The organism is Nitrospira marina, from assembly GCF_059568365.1.
The window spans coordinates 4,412,612-4,429,281 of the sequence record NZ_JCANTH010000001.1 but is presented as its reverse complement, the minus strand read 5'-3'; the positions used below and the strand labels follow the sequence as shown (position 1 = coordinate 4,429,281).

Here is a 16,670-nt window from a genome sequence, read left to right as displayed (position 1 = left end):
CTTACTCATCAGAAACCGTCAAGCGGTACCTGCCCTTCTTTCGACGACGGGCAAGGACCTTTCTCCCATTCTTAGTGCTCATGCGCTTTCTAAAGCCATGATCTCGTTTTCTCTTTAAATTAGAGGGCTGTCGATAGGTCATTGACACGGCATTGTTCTCCTTTTAGCCAATTTCTTATGAACACGCCATTTTATGGGGGCAAAGGGCAAGAGTCAAACGTATTTTCTCCCTCCTAAACTGACACACCAACCCATTGATTCGTTGACTGGATTCTGGCGGAAAGATATAGTCGGATTCTCTTTTCCCCTATATTTTCTTCAGCAGAATAAGGCTTACCGTGTTACGCTCCATTAAGGGTCTTAAGGACATTTTGCCTCAGCAAACCCCGCAATGGCGCTATATGGAAACATTGGCCCATACCCTTGCTGCCCAATCCGGATTTTCTGAAATACGTATTCCGATATTCGAGTCCACTGAACTCTATGCCAGGAGTATAGGAGGAGAAACCGATATTGTAGAAAAAGAGATGTATACCTTTCCTGATCGAGATGGGAGTTCTCTGACGTTACGTCCTGAGGGTACGGCCGGGGTGGTGCGAGCTGTGTTGGAGCACCATCTTCTGGAATCACCCTCTACACGAAAACTGTATTATCTTGGCCCGATGTTCCGTCATGAACGACCGCAAGCAGGTCGATACCGGCAATTTCACCAATTTGGGGTTGAAGCATTCGGGACCGAAGATCCCTTCATGGATGTCGAAGTAATTGCCCTTTTATGGAGGTTTTTTTGCTCGCTGGGACTTAAAGATCTCACTTTGCAAATGAATTCGATTGGCAATACTCAAGATCGTGAAAACTATATTCGGGAGCTCAAACAGTTCATTTCTTCTAGATTAGAAATGATTTGCGGTAACTGCCAGCGTCGGTACACGACGAATCCCTTAAGGATTCTCGACTGTAAGGTCCCGATTTGCCAGGAAGCGACAAAGGACGCCCCCACTCTTTTCGACCACCTCTCCCCCGAATCGGCCGCTCATTTTCAAAGTGTCCTCGATGGACTCACGTCCATAGACATCCCGTATTCCTTGAACTACCGTTTAGTGAGAGGTCTGGATTATTACTCCCGCACAACCTTTGAAATCACTTCTCCACATTTAGGGGCTCAGAGCACCATTGGGGCCGGAGGCCGCTATGACGGATTAGTCGCATTACTCCAGGGGCCGTCCACCCCTGCTATCGGTTTTGCTGTTGGGCTAGAAAGAGTGGCTCTCCTTCTTCCTGAACAAATAGCCTCCCCCAAAATTCCTTTATTTTTTGTGGCCGGGTTTGGAAAGGAAGCCAAACCGATAGCTTTCAATCTTCTTAACGAACTAAGAGAGCTAGGCATACGGGCAGACACAGACTATAAAAGTGTCAATTTAAAATCTCTCCTTCGATCCGCGGATAAACTTGGAGCCGGTTATGCCATTATTCTTGGGGACGATGAAGCCCGCTCAGAAACGGCCATCATCCGGAACATGACGACCAAAGCTCAGGAATCCGTGAAGCTAAAAGAAATTTCTCAAAAAATACAATCCTTAACCTTATAAAAAGTGGGACAAGATATCTTGGGTTTTTTCTTGACATTTTTTCTACCTGATGTTAGGGTTTTTTTCTTATTTTTCAATAGGAAACGATATTTTTTTATTCAAAAACTATCCTCCATAAATTTCATTAACAAATCCAGCATTTTACGTATTAAGCCAAGGTATCAATAAGGGATGCCAAAAAATCTGGTTATCCTTATTCGAGAAGACCCCACCCGCACTCATCGGGCCTCCGAAGCTATGCGAATTGCGTTGGGATTATCTACCGGTCCCAATCCGATAAAGATTATTCTTTTAGAAAATGCCAGACAGTTAATTTCTGATGAGGCCGATGACCTTCCTGATGGCGAAATTCTGGAAAAATATCTCCCGGCTATCAAAAATTTAGAATTGCCGATTGTGGTCCCTATAGGGAGCGGGAAAACTTTTGCCCTAGATCAGGAATTTACCATTCAAGAGTCGTCTCCATCTCAAATAGCTTCACTCGTTTCTCATGCTGATCGCGTTTTAACCTTTTAACGGTGCCGCCAATGAGAAACATTTTATATATCTGTACGAAAAACCAGTACGACTGGAATACGTTCATTCCGGAAACAGATTCCGCTGTATCGGAAATGGATCCATCCGTTTTGCTTCTTCAAAATGGACTGGATTTACAGCATTTTCCGAGCTCCAAGGTTTTTGTTTTACGCAGTGAAGGAGAGAGTGGAGAAGATTCCAGATCATATGAGCCGATTTCCTACCAGGAGTTTTTGGAAAAAATATTTTTTTCGGATTTGGCTTTGGTGATATAACTATCCCTCTTCTTCTTTGTTATAAAAGAAGACAAAGAAATAGTAGGAGTAGTGGTAGTAGGGATAGGGAATAGTGGGGATAACGGCTCTTGCAATTCCAAACACCTTTGAATGTGGGTAAAGAGAGTGGTTTGGGGTTTGAATTTATCGGCGGGGAAGTTGTGGATAGAGGACATGAAGTTTATGGTAGAGGGTGTTGATAGGAATTAGGGAGTGTCTAATAAGATAGGGCAGATTCATACTCGGTGCCGTTACTATTAACATCTGTGAATAATATTGTGAATAAGTTGAATTTACCTAATATTAACAATGATAAAGTTTGGGTGGACGTGTTGAACTTTGTCAGCCCTCGGGTGGGAGATGACACTATTGAAACATGGTTTCAACCTCTGGTTTTAGAGAGTCTTACGGAAGACCAAGTTCATATCCGGGTTCCAAATAGATTTTTTGGGGAATGGTTAGGCAGAAACTATAAAGATTTACTCAAAGAGGCCTTTCATCATGTCGAAGGGGTGAATCCGGCGGAGATTATTTTTGTCATGAAAGAGCAGGATGGAGACGGAGAGCCATCGCCTCAGCTCAAAACAGAAGTTCGGGAAAACCGCGTGCCCGCTCAACTTCAACGGGTGAGACGTCAACCTCTTCCCAACCCGAAATATACCTTTAAAAACTTTGTCGTGGGAGCGAGTAATCAATTTGCCCATGCCGCTTGTCTCGCTGTCGCAGAATCACCTGCGAAAGCGTATAACCCGTTATTCATCTATGGCGGGGTGGGGTTGGGGAAAACGCATCTTCTCAACTCAATAGGCAATTATATTGCTGATCATGGCGATCTCCGTATTGCGTATGTCACGACAGAGCAATTCACGAATGAGGTTATAAATTCCATCCGCTATGACAAAATGATTGAATTGAGAAGGCGATACAGAAATGTGGACATGCTGCTCATTGACGATATTCAATTTTTAGCAGGGAAAGAGCGGACACAAGAGGAATTTTTTCACACATTTAATTCTCTCTATGAAGCTGGGAAACAGATCGTATTGTCGAGTGATCGGTTTCCCAAAGAAATGCCTTCAATGGAAGAACGGCTTCGGTCACGCTTTGAGTGGGGATTGATTGCCGATCTTCAACCACCTGATGTCGAAACTCGAATCGCCATTCTCCGAAAAAAATCGGAGGAAGAAGGTATTGCCATCAATGAGGAAGTCATCCAGTTGTTGGCAGCGAATTTAAAAAGCAATATTCGTGAAATTGAAGGGGCACTGATTCGACTTGGCGCCTATGCATCGTTGACGGGTCAAAAAATCACTGCGGACATGGCTAAACACATCCTCCGTGATCTTCTTGGTGGAAAACGGAAAGTGATCACAACTGAGGACATACAAGAAGTGGTCGCCAACCGGTTCCATGTCAAGATATCCGACTTGAAGTCGAAACGACGAACGAAAACCTTAGTGTTTCCTCGCCAAATTGCGATGTTCCTCAGCCGGGATATGACGGACTCCTCCTTTCCGGAAATAGGAAGAGACTTCGGGGGGAAAGACCATACAACAATTATTCATGCTTGTAAGCAAATGCAAAAGGCTCAGGAAACGGATTCCACTCTTCGAGCCACAATCGAAAGCCTGAAAGAAGAAATCGGTAAGGGATAACACCACCGTTTATAGGACACCTATGAAAATTCAAATAACCAGGGAGGATTTGTTAACCGCACTCCAACGGGTACAGGGAGTGGTGGAGAAGCGGAATACCATGCCCATCCTGGCGAATATTCTGTTGGAGGCCAAGCCGGAAGGTCTGGACATTGTGGCCACTGATTTAGAAATTGGCATGAGGGGTCTCTATAAAGCCACGGTCCATGAGCCCGGGTCGGTCACATTTTCCGCACGAACGCTTTTTGATATTTTGAAAGAAATCCGGCATTCCGACATTGAATTGGTCGTAGGGGAAAATAATTGGGTGACCGTGAAGGCGGGAAAAAGCCAATTTCGTGTGGTGGGCTTACCCAGTAAGGATTACCCTGCCCTTCCAACTATTGAACGAGAAGGGTTAATGGCGCTCCCCGCCCAAGGATTGTTGCAGCTTCTGAAAAAGACCGTCTTTGCCGTGGGGGAAAAAGATACGCGATATGTGTTAAACGGTCTTCTTCTCACCCTGATTCCTTCGGGAGCCACAGTGACACTTCGTTTGGTGGGAACCGACGGACATCGATTAGCCTGGGCTGAGCAGGAAGTGACTCCCGAGAAAGCGGCTATCCCCTCTGCAGAAATTAAGGTCATTATTCCTAAAAAAGCCGCCATAGAAATCCGGCGACTCTTGGAAGAAGATGACGAACAACCGTTCCTTGGGTTTACAAAAAATATGTTGATCTTTCGGAAAAGCGGGTTGGTGTTAACCTCACGGATCATGGAGGGGACTTATCCCAACTACCAGCAGGTGGTACCGAAAGAAAGCCCCAAAAAAGTTACCGTCAACAAGTCCGATTTGGAGGGTGCCCTTCGAAGAGTGGCAATCCTTTCGAAAGATAAAGCCCATGCCGTAAAACTGTCCATCAATCCCGATCACATTCATCTTTCTTCCAAAAGCCCGGATTTAGGAGAAGCGGATGAAGACATTCCGGCTAAATTTGTTGGAGAAAGTTTTTCCACGGGATTCAACGCCAGGTATTTCCTGGATGTGTTATCCGTCATTGAAACGGACACGCTGACCCTTCAAATGGAAACACCCTTAAGCCCGTGTTTGATTCAAGAGCAAGGCAATCCCACATTCAAAGCCGTGGTGATGCCCGTGAAGGTTTGACGGATTTGACCCAACAAACATTCCTTCTTCCACACGCAGTCAAAGCCTAAAATTGTATGGAATCCGCAAAACATCCTAGCCAAGAATCTGCCCCCTCTGCAGACCGCCAACATTCGGATGCTCGGTACGATGCCGATCAGATCCGCGTCCTGGAAGGACTGGAAGCGGTTCAAAAACGACCGGCCATGTATATCGGCAGCACGGGGGTCGATGGTCTGCACCATATGGTGTATGAGGTTGTTGATAATAGTGTGGATGAACACATGGCCGGCTATGGAAATGAAATTCAGGTCGTGCTCCAAGTGGATGGCAGTGTCATGGTTTCGGATAATGGAAGAGGGATTCCCACCGGCATGCATTCCACCCAGAAAAAATCGGCCGCTGAAGTCGCATTGACCGTCCTCCATGCGGGCGGAAAATTTGAGGAGGGTGCCTATAAAGTCTCGGGTGGGTTACATGGCGTAGGCATATCGGTCGTGAATGCCCTCTCGGAATGGTTGGAGTTGGAAATTTGGCAAAATGGGGAAGTCTTCGACCAACAGTATCAACGTGGGAAGCCGCAGACCCCATTAACCGTTGCAGGGATCACAAAAAAACGCGGAACGAAAATCATTTTTAAGCCGGATCCCCTCATATTTGAAACCGTCGAATTCAGTTTTGATGTCCTGGCTCAACGACTTCGGGAGTTGGCCTTTCTCAACAAAGGCTTGGAGATTTGTTTACGGGATGACCGGACGGGGAAAGAAAAAGAACAGGTGTTTTGTTACATAGGAGGGATTGTCTCCTTCGTGGAACATTTGAACGAAGCCAAATCCCCCATTCATCCTCCCATTGTCGTGGAAGTAGAAAAACCCGAGATGATTCTCCAGTTGGCCCTTCAATATAACGAAGGGTATTCAGAAAATTTGTATTCCTTTGCCAATAATATTAATACCCGTGAGGGCGGCACGCATCTCATCGGATTTAAGTCGGCCTTGACGCGTACCATCAATAGTTACGCCACGGCCAATGATTTATTTAAAAAAGATTCGGAATCGCTGAGTGGAGAAGATGTTCGAGAAGGGTTAACCGCCGTAGTGAGCGTGAAAATCCGCAATCCGCAATTTGAGGGCCAGACCAAAGCCAAATTAGGCAACAGTGAGGTCAAGGGCATTGTGGAATCGGCCGTCAATGAAGCCTTGGGATCGTACTTGGAAGAAAATCCTTCGGTGGCCAAAAAAATCGTCGGGAAGTCTGTGGATGCCGCACGGGCCCGGGAAGCCGCAAGAAAAGCCAAAGAACTGATTCGAAGAAAAGGCGCTTTGGATGGCGGATCACTGCCAGGAAAATTGGCTGACTGCTCCGAAAAAGATCCCCAATTCAGTGAACTCTATCTTGTGGAGGGTGATTCGGCCGGCGGATCGGCGAAGCAGGGGCGTGATCGACGTTCACAAGCGATCCTTCCTCTCAAAGGCAAGATCCTGAATGTCGAAAAGGCTCGATTCGATAAAATGCTTGCCAGTGAGGAAATTCGAACGCTCATCATGGCCATCGGAACCGGAATCGGTCGGCCACGGGAGGATGCAGAAAAAGGCAAAGAAGATAAAGATGCCTTTGATATCAATCGAGCCCGTTACCACAAAATCATTATCATGACCGATGCCGATGTCGATGGCAGCCATATCCGGACTCTTCTCCTGACCTTCTTTTTCAGGCAAATGCCGGAACTGATCGAGCGGGGCTATATCTACATTGCCCAGCCTCCCTTGTTTAAAGTCAAAAAAGGGAAAGGCGAGAAGTATCTCAAAGACGAAGCGGCGATGAATACCTATTTGTCTAATCTCGCCGTGGAGGATACCCAACTCTTTCTTCCGGAACAAAACGAATTTGTGACCAGGGATGAACTCATTCCGATATTAGATAAGCTGGTGGGATTTGAAGGGCTCTTAATCCGTCAGGGGCAAAAGCAAATAGAGCCGGCGCTGCTCCGCGTGTTAGTGGATTTTCCGGAATTAACCAAGGATTTGTTAAAAAACCGTGGCGACTTGGAAGTATTGATCGAGGAGGCCACACGCCGGCTTCGCCTCGCATTCCCCGACGGAACCGTGGATCTGACGATTCAGACCGATGAAGAGCATCAGGCCCACCATATCCTGTGTCGGGTGGCAGGGAATGGCAGTCAGAAATTTTTGAATCTGACTCACGACATGGTGGGATCTGCAGATTTCAGGGAATTACAAAAGATCGCTCCTTCGGCCTTGGGATTGGGGCGACCACCCTACCGCTTAAAACGCAAAGAGATCGAAACGGAATTTTCTACCAGCCAGGATCTCGTGACAGAGTTTTTAGAAACCGGGAAAAAGGGCATGTCCATTCAGCGATACAAGGGATTGGGCGAGATGAATCCGACACAATTGTGGGACACCACGATGAATCCAGAGACCCGGAGTCTCCTTCAGGTGACCTTAGAAGATACCACGGGAGTGGATGAAATCTTCACCATTTTGATGGGTGATGAGGTCGAGCCCCGCCGGAATTTTATTCAAAAGCATGCCCTGGAAGTTCGAAATTTAGATGTCTAGCAGGTGTCTGCGTTTGGTTGTGTGACCCCGAATGTTGAGCCAGAGTAAATCAGTCAAAGTGCAGCACATGAAGGGTGATGAGGCCTTTCGAGGAGTGACGTATGCCGGTTGAACCACGTCTGACGCAAGTCGCTATTGAAGATGAAATGCGTTTGTCCTATTTGGACTACGCCATGAGCGTCATTGTCGGGCGGGCGTTGCCGGACGTGCGAGACGGGCTCAAGCCGGTTCATCGGCGCATCCTGTATGGCATGAATGAAATGGGTCTGGCTGCCGGGAAGCCCTACAGGAAATCCGCAAAAATTGTCGGCGAAATCATGGGTAACTATCACCCGCATGGTGATTCAGCCATTTACGACACCTTGGTTCGTATGGCCCAGGATTTCAATATGCGGTATCCCTTGGTGGATGGCCAGGGAAATTATGGCTCGGTTGATGGCGATCCGCCCGCAGCCATGCGCTACACCGAAGCCCGCTTAACCAAGCTGGCCGAGGAAATGCTGGTCGATATCGACCGGGAGACCGTCAACTTTACCCCGACGTACGATGAGTCGTCCCAAGAGCCCATCGTGTTGCCAGCTCGTATTCCGAATCTGTTAGTGAATGGAGCAGGAGGCATTGCGGTCGGGTATGCCACCAATATTCCCACGCACAATTTAGGCGAAGTCGTCGCCGCGCTGATTGCCCTTATTGAACGGCCCGAGGTGACCATTCGCGAACTCATGGAATGTATACCCGGACCCGATTTCCCCACCGCCGGATTTATCTATGGCACGCAAGGGATCAAAGACGCCTATGAAACGGGACGAGGTCTCCTGTCTCTTCGGGCAAAAGCGGAAATAGAGGTCGATGAACGTACCGAGCGGTCGCGTATCATCGTGACGGAGCTGCCGTACCAGGTCAACAAGGCCAAGCTGATAGAAAAGATCGCCGAACTCATCCACGAAAAACGGGTGGAAGGAATTTCCGATCTTCGCGACGAATCCGACCGGGATGGACTTCGCGTGGTGATTGAACTCAAGAGAAACGAAAACGCGGCGGTCTTACTGAATCAACTCTATAAACACACCCAGATGCAAACGACCTTCGGAGTCATCATGTTGGCCCTGGTGGGGAACCGTCCTGAGGTGCTGACCCTCAAACAGATTTTGGCTGCGTTCCTTGAGCACCGTAAAGAAGTGGTGATTCGCCGGACGGCGTACGATCTTCGCAAAGCCGAAGAACGCGCCCACATCTTAGAGGGTTTGAGGCGAGCCCTGGAGTTCCTGGATGAGGTCATTGCTCTCATCCGTGGAGCGTCTTCTCCGGAAACCGCTCGCCAGGGTCTGATGAGCCAGTTTACCTTGAGCGAGGTGCAAGCCACGGCCATCCTGGAAATGCGGTTGCAACGCTTGACCCAACTGGAACAGGACAAGCTCACACAGGAATATAACGAACTGGTCTCCCGCATTGCCCATTTGCGCACCATATTAGCGTCCGATGCGATGGTGCGACAAATCGTGAAACAGGAATTAGTCGAAATCAAAGAACAATATTCCGATGAGCGACGAACACAGATCCTTCCTGCCGAAGCCGAGCTGCAAATGGAAGATTTGATCGCGGAGGAAGAAGTCGTCGTGACCATTACACATGCGGGCTATATTAAGCGGAATGCCGTTTCCATCTATCGGGCCCAACGCCGGGGTGGAAAAGGGAAAGTCGGCATGGGGGTCAAGGAAGAGGACTTCGTCGAACAAATCTTTACGGCCTCAACCCATGATTACCTGTTGTTCTTCACCGATGCCGGTCGGGTGTACTGGCTTAAAGTGTATCAATTGCCCGATGTCGGACGGTCTAGCAAAGGCAAAGCCATTGTGAATCTGCTGACCATCAGCCAGGGCGAGCGGGTCACCGCGACCCTGCCGGTCCGGGTGTTTGCCGAAGACCAGTATGTCGTGATGGCGACGCAAAAAGGCTATATTAAAAAAACCGATCTGGCTGCATTCAGCCATCCCCGGCAAGGGGGGATTATTGCATTGACCCTGGAGGAAGGCGACCGGCTCATCGGCGTGGATATTACAGATGGCACGAGAGAAATTCTCCTGGGCACCCGAATGGGCATTGTCATTCGCTTTCGTGAGGAAGATGTCCGTCCGGTTGGACGAACGGCCCGTGGAGTCAGGGGCATCACGTTGGCGGCGAGCAATGAGGTTATCGGGATGGTCACGATTACCAGTCAAACGCAATCCTCCATTCTGACCGTCACCGAACGCGGGTATGGTAAACGCACACAGGTAGAGGAATATCGGCTCCAATCACGGGCTGGAAAAGGCGTTATCAGCGTCAAAGTCACGGAGAAAAACGGCCCGGCCATTTCGTTCCATCAAGTCTGGGAATCCGATGAGATTATGCTCATGTCCGCAGAGGGCATGATCCTTCGCACCCGCATGGGAGATATCAGAGAAATCGGACGCAATGCCCAAGGGGTACGGCTGATCCACTTGCCCGATGACGATCGGGTGGTGGGCGTCGCCAAACTCGCTGAGACAGATGAAGGCGATCTACCCGAACCGGATGAACTCAATGGCGAGATGCCAGATGAACCGGCCTCCTCAACGGAATAAGTTCACGCGACCCTCTCAGAACAGCAAGCCGAAGACGCCGGTGTGTTCCGAGATGACCAGAGAAATTGAACGGTCATCTCACCCGCGTATTCTTCTTCAATTACTCCCCCGCTTGCATCTTCCCCGGCTCACAAGAGGAAGCAGAAGGAAGCGATTGTCTGAGGGAAGGTTGTAGGTTGGATTCCCCTCACAAATCCCCCGACCAACCAGCAAGGCGCAAAAAGTTCGATCCCATCGTTCTAATGGGATTAGGCATTTTGATCGGAGGGATTTTTGTCATCTCCCTCGGCATGTTCCTCTCCCGGCCGGACCGGTCCATCCCGCCTTATAGTATCGGAGCTCATGAGGGATCGTTGGTGGCCGTCCACGTGCCCCCCTATACCAGTGATCCCGAAATACAAACCCTGGTCAGGCGGTTTGGCGATGTCGGCAGGGCCACCCGTGATTTCGCGGACATGAAAATCCGCCCCACCACTCCCGACGATCCTCGCGGACGATACCAAACGTTACAAATCCTCATTTTTTCAGATCCATTCTGGACCGAGCCGGATAACCTTCACCGGTATGTTGCCAATGAGGTCGAAGACGATTCGGAAAAAACCTTTCGGAAAAACTTTGAGGCTGCTGTGCGAGCCGGGTATCGTGCCGATGCGGACGGTCAGGCGGGATGGATCGGCCCCTGGAACCGAAGCGGGTCAAAGGATCGAACGCTTACGATGCAGTGGGTGTTTCAAGAGGCGTGGGAGGAGGCAAGTCTTCATAATCAGACGTCTTCCCCGGCTCCCTAGTCGAGGGCGATGCTTCAGCAAGGGCTTTAGTGATAGTCTGAGAGAGGAGGGTTTGGAGGTCGGGATTACTCAGCCGTTTCGCTAAGCCGGTGGCAAAGGGCGACGGTTCACCGACAAAATGGGGAGGGTCTTGGGGTAGTGGATCCGGTTGAGGCGGGGATTGAGGAATGGAGCCGATGCGTAAGACGACCTCCGATAAGCCCAGTTCCGGCATCATCGAATGAATGGCTTCCAAAATGGCCGGTCTCAAAAACATGAGCTGCTGAAGCCAAATTGAGTTATCCGCCACCAGATGCAATTTTTTAAAGCGGATACTCTCAGGGTAGGAATGTTTGGCCATCGTCGCACCCACAAGATGTTCCCACTCCTGTTGGAGTTGAACCTCAGACAGTTTGAGGCCGAGCGGATTCCCTTTGGAAAAATCTTGAATAAGACTCTGAATCGATTCAAAGGAACTCATTGTGTGGGTATTCTATCGTACTGTCCGGCTTGATTCATCCGTCTTGGACTTTTCTTTATGGTTTGGTCATCTCGATTCCAGGAAGAGATCCATTCTCCGGCATCTTGTAGGGGTTGTAGGGGGTGATGAATAATTAATAGTCCGTTATTTCAAGCGACTTTGATAGGTAGCCAATAGAAGAAAGAGGGGCTGTTCAAAAAAGTCGTCCAGCAAGGCCGCAAGCCGCGAGGAGGGAGAGGCGTACCGGGTAGGTACGTTGAGCCCTTCGAAGCAATGAGAACGCCGCTGGCGACCTTTTTCAACAGTCCACTAAGGAAATTCAGGCATGGCAAAACAAAAAACAGACCCATCCAGTAAAGTCCTTAGCACCAACCGGAAGGCCTTCTATGACTACATGATAGAAGAGAAGGTCGAAGCCGGCATCGTACTGGTCGGGACCGAAGTCAAAGCCTTACGGGAGGGACGCCTGAATCTGAAGGAGAGTTACGCCGCTATCATCAATGGCAAAGCCATACTGCATAACTGCCATATCGGCACCTACAGCCACGGCAATCAAATGAACCACGAGCCGTTACGCCCAAGAACCCTGCTGTTGCATAAGAAAGAGATCGAGCGGTTAGGGGAAAAAGTCCAACAGAAAGGACTTACCCTCGTCCCGCTTCGCCTCTATTTCAATGACAGAGGGCGGGTCAAGCTGGAACTCGCCCTCGGGCGAGGGAAGAAAAACTACGACCGGCGGGACACCATCAAAAAGCGGGAAGCCGGTCGCGAAATCGACCGCGCGATGAAAGAGTCCCGATCATAAAAAACAAGGAAGATTCTCTGGGATTTGCAAAAGATATCAAATTATTAATAAATATTAAATCATAATTTGTTTTTGAATTTTTGGATTCAACGGTCGTTTAATCCTTCTTGGCAGGCACTAGATTACATGGTATTTGAGCAAGCAGGGCGGCTATAACATCTTCATCTTGGTCAATGTCCCAAAAAAGTCCGCAATGTGAAGGATCGTTCCATTCAGGGGTTTCAACTGGAAGATGTTGTAGGTCGATGTTAGGGTTTTCTTGTGCATATTTAAATTCTTGATGTATTTCCTCAACTGCCAATAGCGCAAGCCTGGCCTGAGTGCCAATTCTTCTCATTTTTTTGTTTAGAATAGTTCTAATCTCGTCTATTTGTTCAGTCCTCTTTTTTCCTTGGAAATACTCAAGCCAATTGAATGAAAGATAGGGAGGGGTATGTTTTCTATCTGTATCCGAAAGTTTATAGGCGTCTGCTGTCGGATAGCCGGTTTCTTCGGATAATGTTTGGAAACCACAATATCTGGAGATAGTATTGCCTGGTGAGATTTTGTCATGGATCATTCGGTGATCCAGGTAAGAACTTTGTAAGGCTGGAGGTTGTCGGAAATACTTACAATTGGCATCTTTGCCGAAATGCGACTAATTTTTCCAATGATCTTATTGTCTGGTGTAAAAAGGACAATCTTTACTTCTTGGTTAGAAATAAACTCTACGGACAAATAATGCTCTCTATCCGTTTGCCATTGAATGCGTATTTTCCCAAGTGGTGTAAGGGTAATATCAGGATATTTGATATTCAGTTTTTCGAATTCTTTTAAAAATTTTATAAACCCATATAGTGAATCAGTGGACGTGAGCTCAGTATTTGGATATTCCTCCTCAGACGCTTCTATCAATTTATTGAGACGATTATAAATTTTCTCCGTGTAGGGAAGGGAAGAATTTTTTACTCCCTCTATCAAATCCATTCGCTTCTCATCCTCCAAGGCAAACAACTGCCCAAAAGGAGTGTTAGCTTCATAACCATGAATAGAATATGAGAAATCAACAAGGCTACAAACTGTATCTACAGTAGTATTGGTTAGTTCATTTTGAATTTTTTTATATCTTGCTGGGTTTAGCTCCCAAGCCTTTCCAGCGGTATAAAGTAAATCCTCATTAGACCATTGAATAGAGTAGGAGGACGCGTCCTGACTAAAAGTCTCATATTCATCAGTATCTGTATTTGGCAATGTTGCGTTTGACGAAACCATGCTTCAGATTTTCCTATAGAAAAAATTTCCTAGAATTGAAAGTTCATGATTAATTCTCATTTTTCTTTTTCCAAATTTTTTCCTGAACCTCTTCTGCGGTAAGGTCTTCGAAGGTCCACAGAATGGCGTCGTGTGCTGCTTTAAACCATTCTTCTTGTGTAACTTCTTGAAGGATTTCACAGCTGCCACGAACTGTAATTTCAAAAACAATCAATGGGATATTCTCTGGACGTTTTACCCCATGGCTTACCTTTACGATAACCTTACCATTTTTAGGGTTAGATGTATTGAATTCAGATAGCCAATTTATGGTTGTCATTCCTTGCAGATATCGAGATTGGGTATTACGCCAGTTAATATCTGGAAATATCTTCGCGATTTCTTGAATATTCTTCCATCCCTCATTTATCAAAATATGATTGATGTAAGAGAGTTCAAACCTTTGAGGAACAATATCTCCAAGATCGTTTTGCGCACAGAACTTTTGAAATTTTTTGAAGTTTTCGTAAAATTTTGGCGCTATATTATCAAAGCGTGGATATACCCCATCTTTTTTCCGCCAATTAAAAAAGAAATGATTTTTTTGTAGCTGAATTAAATAATCTTCTCCCTCATTAATAAGCCAAACTCGGGGAATTGGAAGCCCGCCCGTTTCGGGTTCCTCTAATCCTCTTAAATCACCCAAAACGGGAGCGTTCTGACATGTAGTAAATTCCTTTTTCACCTCTCCCCAAAATAACCCGTAGTGAGGTACCTTTATTCCCAGTAAGGGTTGAAACTTGACACCCATTACAACTTCGGCCAAAGGAGGTTTTTCATAATCTGGGAGTCTTTTTTTATTCATTGAACCTGACAAGAGTGAGAATTTAAGAAGGAATAATTCCCATGATTGGAGAAATAATGTGTGTGGTTAATAAAAACGAGATAAGGTAGGCAGCATCTTTATTTTAGGAGACAAGAGTTTAATGGATCATATTTATAACAAAAACAACCAAATTTAGCTATGTTGAAGAACCTACGAAAAGGGAAATCTGGCCTTGAGAGTGCCCAAAATTAGTTTAATGTCTATTCTCTGTCCTTGATATATACTTGTGACTTTTTAAGTTTGTTTCGGAACCTGGTGATGCCCACTTGATGAGTATTTCACCATGCACACCTGAAGAAATGGCCTTTTCGTTGCCAACCTTGGAGTGAGCTTCTACACTCACTGTTATGTCCAATCCCACTAATCAGCTCTCTTCACCCAATCCGGCGGCGCCGGTTTTTCGGCCTGGAGATTTCAAAGGCCGTGAGGGATTAGTCCGCAATATGTTGCGGCGGTTGGAACGAGGGGAATCTTTGAGCCTTGTTGGGGGGCCAAAGTTAGGGAAAACCTCGTTGTTGCTTCACCTTGCCTGGCAACTGAATCATGCGGGGCCATCTTCCAAGTCCACCGGTCCTTCTGCGTTGTACGTGGATGTTGCCGACGAGGCTGATTGGAAACGATTCCATTCCCGCCCGCCAAATCCTGACACCATTCTTCTCCTTGATAACTGTGACCGGCTGGTTGAAGGGAAGACTCGTTCGCTTTCAGGCATTGATCTTTTGCCTGGAGGATCCACGGTCTTTGCCGGAGCACGGGCATGGCGGGAGGTGGTGAGAGAAGGCAATTTGCCACACACACTGAAGTTGATCCCCTTGTCGGTGTTTTTGGAAAAGGAAGCACAGCAGCTATTCAGTCCGGAATTTTCCACAGAACAGCAGTCCACCGTCTTCACCTATGCCGGGACTCATCCCTATATCTTCAAGCTATTCCAGGCTGCATTCCTGCACGAAGAAATCCATATTCCGACGGAACAGATTGTCAGCGAGGTGAAACAATCCCTCTCCTCCTTTTTCCAAGATTGTATCAATCAACTGCGGGAACCTCTCGAACATCAAGTGCTGACCTTTGTGATTGAAGCAAACAAACCGGTGAACCCAAGAGAGGTGGCGCGGGCCATAGGGCTGCCGACGATCAAGCCTGTCGCGGATACGCTGTGTACGTTGGGGCTGGTCAGCCGCTGGATTCGGGATGAAGAAGCCACACTTTCAATAGGCAGTCGGTTGTTTAGCGAGTGGTATAGGGAATTGGTGACTTCCTAAGATATGATGGCCGTGGCCTCATGATGAGCCAAACAGGATTGGCGTCAATTGCTCAATTAGTCTGTACATGAAAAAGAGGAACTCTTCGTGGGAGCGTTTAAAATATTTTCTGCTGAATTCAAGGCGAGTTGCGGGACGGTTGAGCAATTTCTGAAACCGACGCTTCCGGAAGTGGCCATCGTCGGCCGTTCTAATGTCGGGAAATCCTCGGCCATTAATTGTTTGGTGAATCAGAAAGGGTTGGCCAAGGTCGGTAAGACCCCTGGAAAAACCCAAACCATTAATTTTTTTGAGATTGCCACGAACGGCCCACGTTTTATGCTGGTCGATCTTCCCGGATACGGATTTGCCAAAGTGCCTGAACGGATTCGAGAGCTCTGGGGTCCCCTGATTGAAGAATATTTGCGGACACGCAAGAATTTACAGGGTGTGGTAGTGCTGGTGGATTCCCGGCGGGTACAGGAATCGGATCGGGCGATGGTCGAGTGGCTCATGCGGCTGAAGATTCCGGTGATGGTGGTGGCCACCAAGGCGGATAAGGTCACAAGGGGTCACCGTCAGGCTGCGCTGAGGGAATTGCGTGAAGGTTTGAGTATGGAGGAGGACCCGCTTTTCCTGTCAGCCTATACCGGGGAAGGCAAACAGTTGCTGCTTGACCAGTTGCGAGAGGTGCTGACTCTGGACGCTCCCCTTCCCTAATGGGAGTGTTGAAAACAAATGAGCCACCTTTCAGGATGGGCAGGCGATGCGTTCTCGCCGCGTGGTCGTGCTCACTTACTCCTCCGTACGTTCCGCTCGCCCAAACGGCTGCGGCCTTGCCATGGGAATAGGCATGTCTTTATGCCGGGGCGGGCGGGTGAGAATACGCGCCTTTTTGAATACTCCCTTATTTTTCC

At 47.8% G+C, this 16,670-nt stretch carries 15 protein-coding genes; 10 read left to right on the top strand and 5 right to left on the bottom strand.

The window, feature by feature from the left end; translation table 11 throughout:
* Position 1: 1 nt before the first annotated feature.
* Positions 2 to 142 (bottom strand): 50S ribosomal protein L34, encoded by a 141-nt coding sequence (gene rpmH, locus LX98_RS19145; protein ID WP_376753392.1) that lies wholly within the window; start codon positions 140 to 142, stop codon positions 2 to 4.
* Between the two features lie 196 nt (positions 143 to 338).
* On the opposite strand from rpmH, the gene hisS reads away from it, so the two are divergent.
* From hisS to LX98_RS19110, 7 genes are all read left to right on the top strand, one after another.
* Positions 339 to 1,589, top strand: coding sequence for a histidine--tRNA ligase (gene hisS / locus LX98_RS19140; protein WP_496430365.1), 1,251 nt, complete (start codon positions 339 to 341; stop codon positions 1,587 to 1,589).
* A 171-nt stretch (positions 1,590 to 1,760) separates the two neighbouring features.
* Positions 1,761 to 2,105 (top strand): DsrE family protein, encoded by a 345-nt coding sequence (locus LX98_RS19135; RefSeq protein WP_496430364.1) that lies wholly within the window; start codon positions 1,761 to 1,763, stop codon positions 2,103 to 2,105.
* A gap of 562 nt (positions 2,106 to 2,667) precedes the next feature.
* Positions 2,668 to 4,035: a chromosomal replication initiator protein DnaA gene (gene dnaA, locus LX98_RS19130; RefSeq protein WP_376753421.1), complete on the top strand. Its 1,368-nt coding sequence runs from the start codon at positions 2,668 to 2,670 to the stop codon at positions 4,033 to 4,035.
* Positions 4,036 to 4,057: 22 nt separating this feature from the next.
* On the top strand, positions 4,058 to 5,182 hold the full coding sequence (dnaN, locus tag LX98_RS19125; protein ID WP_496430363.1) for a DNA polymerase III subunit beta: 1,125 nt from the start codon (positions 4,058 to 4,060) through the stop codon (positions 5,180 to 5,182).
* A gap of 56 nt (positions 5,183 to 5,238) precedes the next feature.
* Positions 5,239 to 7,743, top strand: coding sequence for a DNA topoisomerase (ATP-hydrolyzing) subunit B (gyrB, locus tag LX98_RS19120; protein ID WP_496430362.1), 2,505 nt, complete (start codon positions 5,239 to 5,241; stop codon positions 7,741 to 7,743).
* A 101-nt stretch (positions 7,744 to 7,844) separates the two neighbouring features.
* On the top strand, positions 7,845 to 10,346 hold the full coding sequence (gyrA, locus tag LX98_RS19115) for a DNA gyrase subunit A (RefSeq protein WP_442431530.1): 2,502 nt from the start codon (positions 7,845 to 7,847) through the stop codon (positions 10,344 to 10,346).
* A gap of 176 nt (positions 10,347 to 10,522) precedes the next feature.
* Positions 10,523 to 11,134 (top strand): hypothetical protein, encoded by a 612-nt coding sequence (locus LX98_RS19110; protein WP_496430361.1) that lies wholly within the window; start codon positions 10,523 to 10,525, stop codon positions 11,132 to 11,134.
* Here the strand turns inward: LX98_RS19110 and LX98_RS19105 are convergent.
* Positions 11,058 to 11,594, bottom strand: a complete 537-nt coding sequence (locus LX98_RS19105; RefSeq protein ID WP_496430360.1) for a DciA family protein — start codon at positions 11,592 to 11,594, stop codon at positions 11,058 to 11,060. The genes LX98_RS19110 and LX98_RS19105 overlap by 77 nt on opposite strands.
* Positions 11,595 to 11,919: 325 nt before the next feature.
* Here LX98_RS19105 and smpB point away from each other — a divergent pair, with 325 nt between their 5' ends.
* Entirely contained in the window at positions 11,920 to 12,399 is a 480-nt protein-coding gene (gene smpB, locus LX98_RS19100) for an SsrA-binding protein SmpB (protein WP_496430359.1), read from the top strand.
* A gap of 97 nt (positions 12,400 to 12,496) precedes the next feature.
* Here the strand turns inward: smpB and LX98_RS19095 are convergent, their stop codons facing one another.
* Genes LX98_RS19095 through LX98_RS19085 form a run of 3 tightly spaced genes read right to left on the bottom strand, consistent with a single transcriptional unit; the run spans position 12,497 to position 14,494 of the window.
* A complete protein-coding gene (locus LX98_RS19095; RefSeq protein WP_496430358.1) occupies positions 12,497 to 12,958 on the bottom strand; it encodes a hypothetical protein in 462 nt (153 codons plus the stop codon).
* Positions 12,955 to 13,650 carry a hypothetical protein gene (locus tag LX98_RS19090; protein ID WP_496430357.1) on the bottom strand — a complete coding sequence of 232 codons (696 nt, stop codon included), beginning with the start codon at positions 13,648 to 13,650 and terminating at the stop codon, positions 12,955 to 12,957. Before LX98_RS19090 ends, LX98_RS19095 begins: the two co-directional genes overlap by 4 nt.
* A 49-nt stretch (positions 13,651 to 13,699) precedes the next feature.
* Positions 13,700 to 14,494: a TIGR04255 family protein gene (locus LX98_RS19085; protein ID WP_496430356.1), complete on the bottom strand. Its 795-nt coding sequence runs from the start codon at positions 14,492 to 14,494 to the stop codon at positions 13,700 to 13,702.
* A 368-nt stretch (positions 14,495 to 14,862) separates the two neighbouring features.
* On the opposite strand from LX98_RS19085, the gene LX98_RS19080 reads away from it, so the two are divergent.
* Complete coding sequence (locus tag LX98_RS19080; RefSeq protein ID WP_496430355.1) at positions 14,863 to 15,774, top strand: hypothetical protein; 912 nt, start codon at positions 14,863 to 14,865, stop codon at positions 15,772 to 15,774.
* An 87-nt stretch (positions 15,775 to 15,861) separates the two neighbouring features.
* Positions 15,862 to 16,473, top strand: coding sequence for a ribosome biogenesis GTP-binding protein YihA/YsxC (yihA, locus tag LX98_RS19075; RefSeq protein WP_496430354.1), 612 nt, complete (start codon positions 15,862 to 15,864; stop codon positions 16,471 to 16,473).
* Positions 16,474 to 16,670 lie beyond the last annotated feature (197 nt).

Excerpts from the sequence above, each read along its gene's own strand:
- rpmH (WP_376753392.1), bottom strand. The coding sequence starts at position 142 with ATGACCTATCGACAGCCCTCTAATTTAAAGAGAAAACGAGATCATGGC.
- LX98_RS19135 (WP_496430364.1), top strand. The coding sequence starts at position 1,761 with ATGCCAAAAAATCTGGTTATCCTTATTCGAGAAGACCCCACCCGCACT.
- dnaN (WP_496430363.1), top strand. The coding sequence starts at position 4,058 with ATGAAAATTCAAATAACCAGGGAGGATTTGTTAACCGCACTCCAACGG.
- gyrB (WP_496430362.1), top strand. The coding sequence starts at position 5,239 with ATGGAATCCGCAAAACATCCTAGCCAAGAATCTGCCCCCTCTGCAGAC.
- gyrA (WP_442431530.1), top strand. The coding sequence starts at position 7,845 with ATGCCGGTTGAACCACGTCTGACGCAAGTCGCTATTGAAGATGAAATG.
- LX98_RS19105 (WP_496430360.1), bottom strand. The coding sequence starts at position 11,594 with ATGAGTTCCTTTGAATCGATTCAGAGTCTTATTCAAGATTTTTCCAAA.
- smpB (WP_496430359.1), top strand. The coding sequence starts at position 11,920 with ATGGCAAAACAAAAAACAGACCCATCCAGTAAAGTCCTTAGCACCAAC.
- LX98_RS19095 (WP_496430358.1), bottom strand. The coding sequence starts at position 12,958 with ATGATCCATGACAAAATCTCACCAGGCAATACTATCTCCAGATATTGT.
- LX98_RS19090 (WP_496430357.1), bottom strand. The coding sequence starts at position 13,650 with ATGGTTTCGTCAAACGCAACATTGCCAAATACAGATACTGATGAATAT.
- LX98_RS19085 (WP_496430356.1), bottom strand. The coding sequence starts at position 14,494 with ATGAATAAAAAAAGACTCCCAGATTATGAAAAACCTCCTTTGGCCGAA.
- LX98_RS19080 (WP_496430355.1), top strand. The coding sequence starts at position 14,863 with ATGTCCAATCCCACTAATCAGCTCTCTTCACCCAATCCGGCGGCGCCG.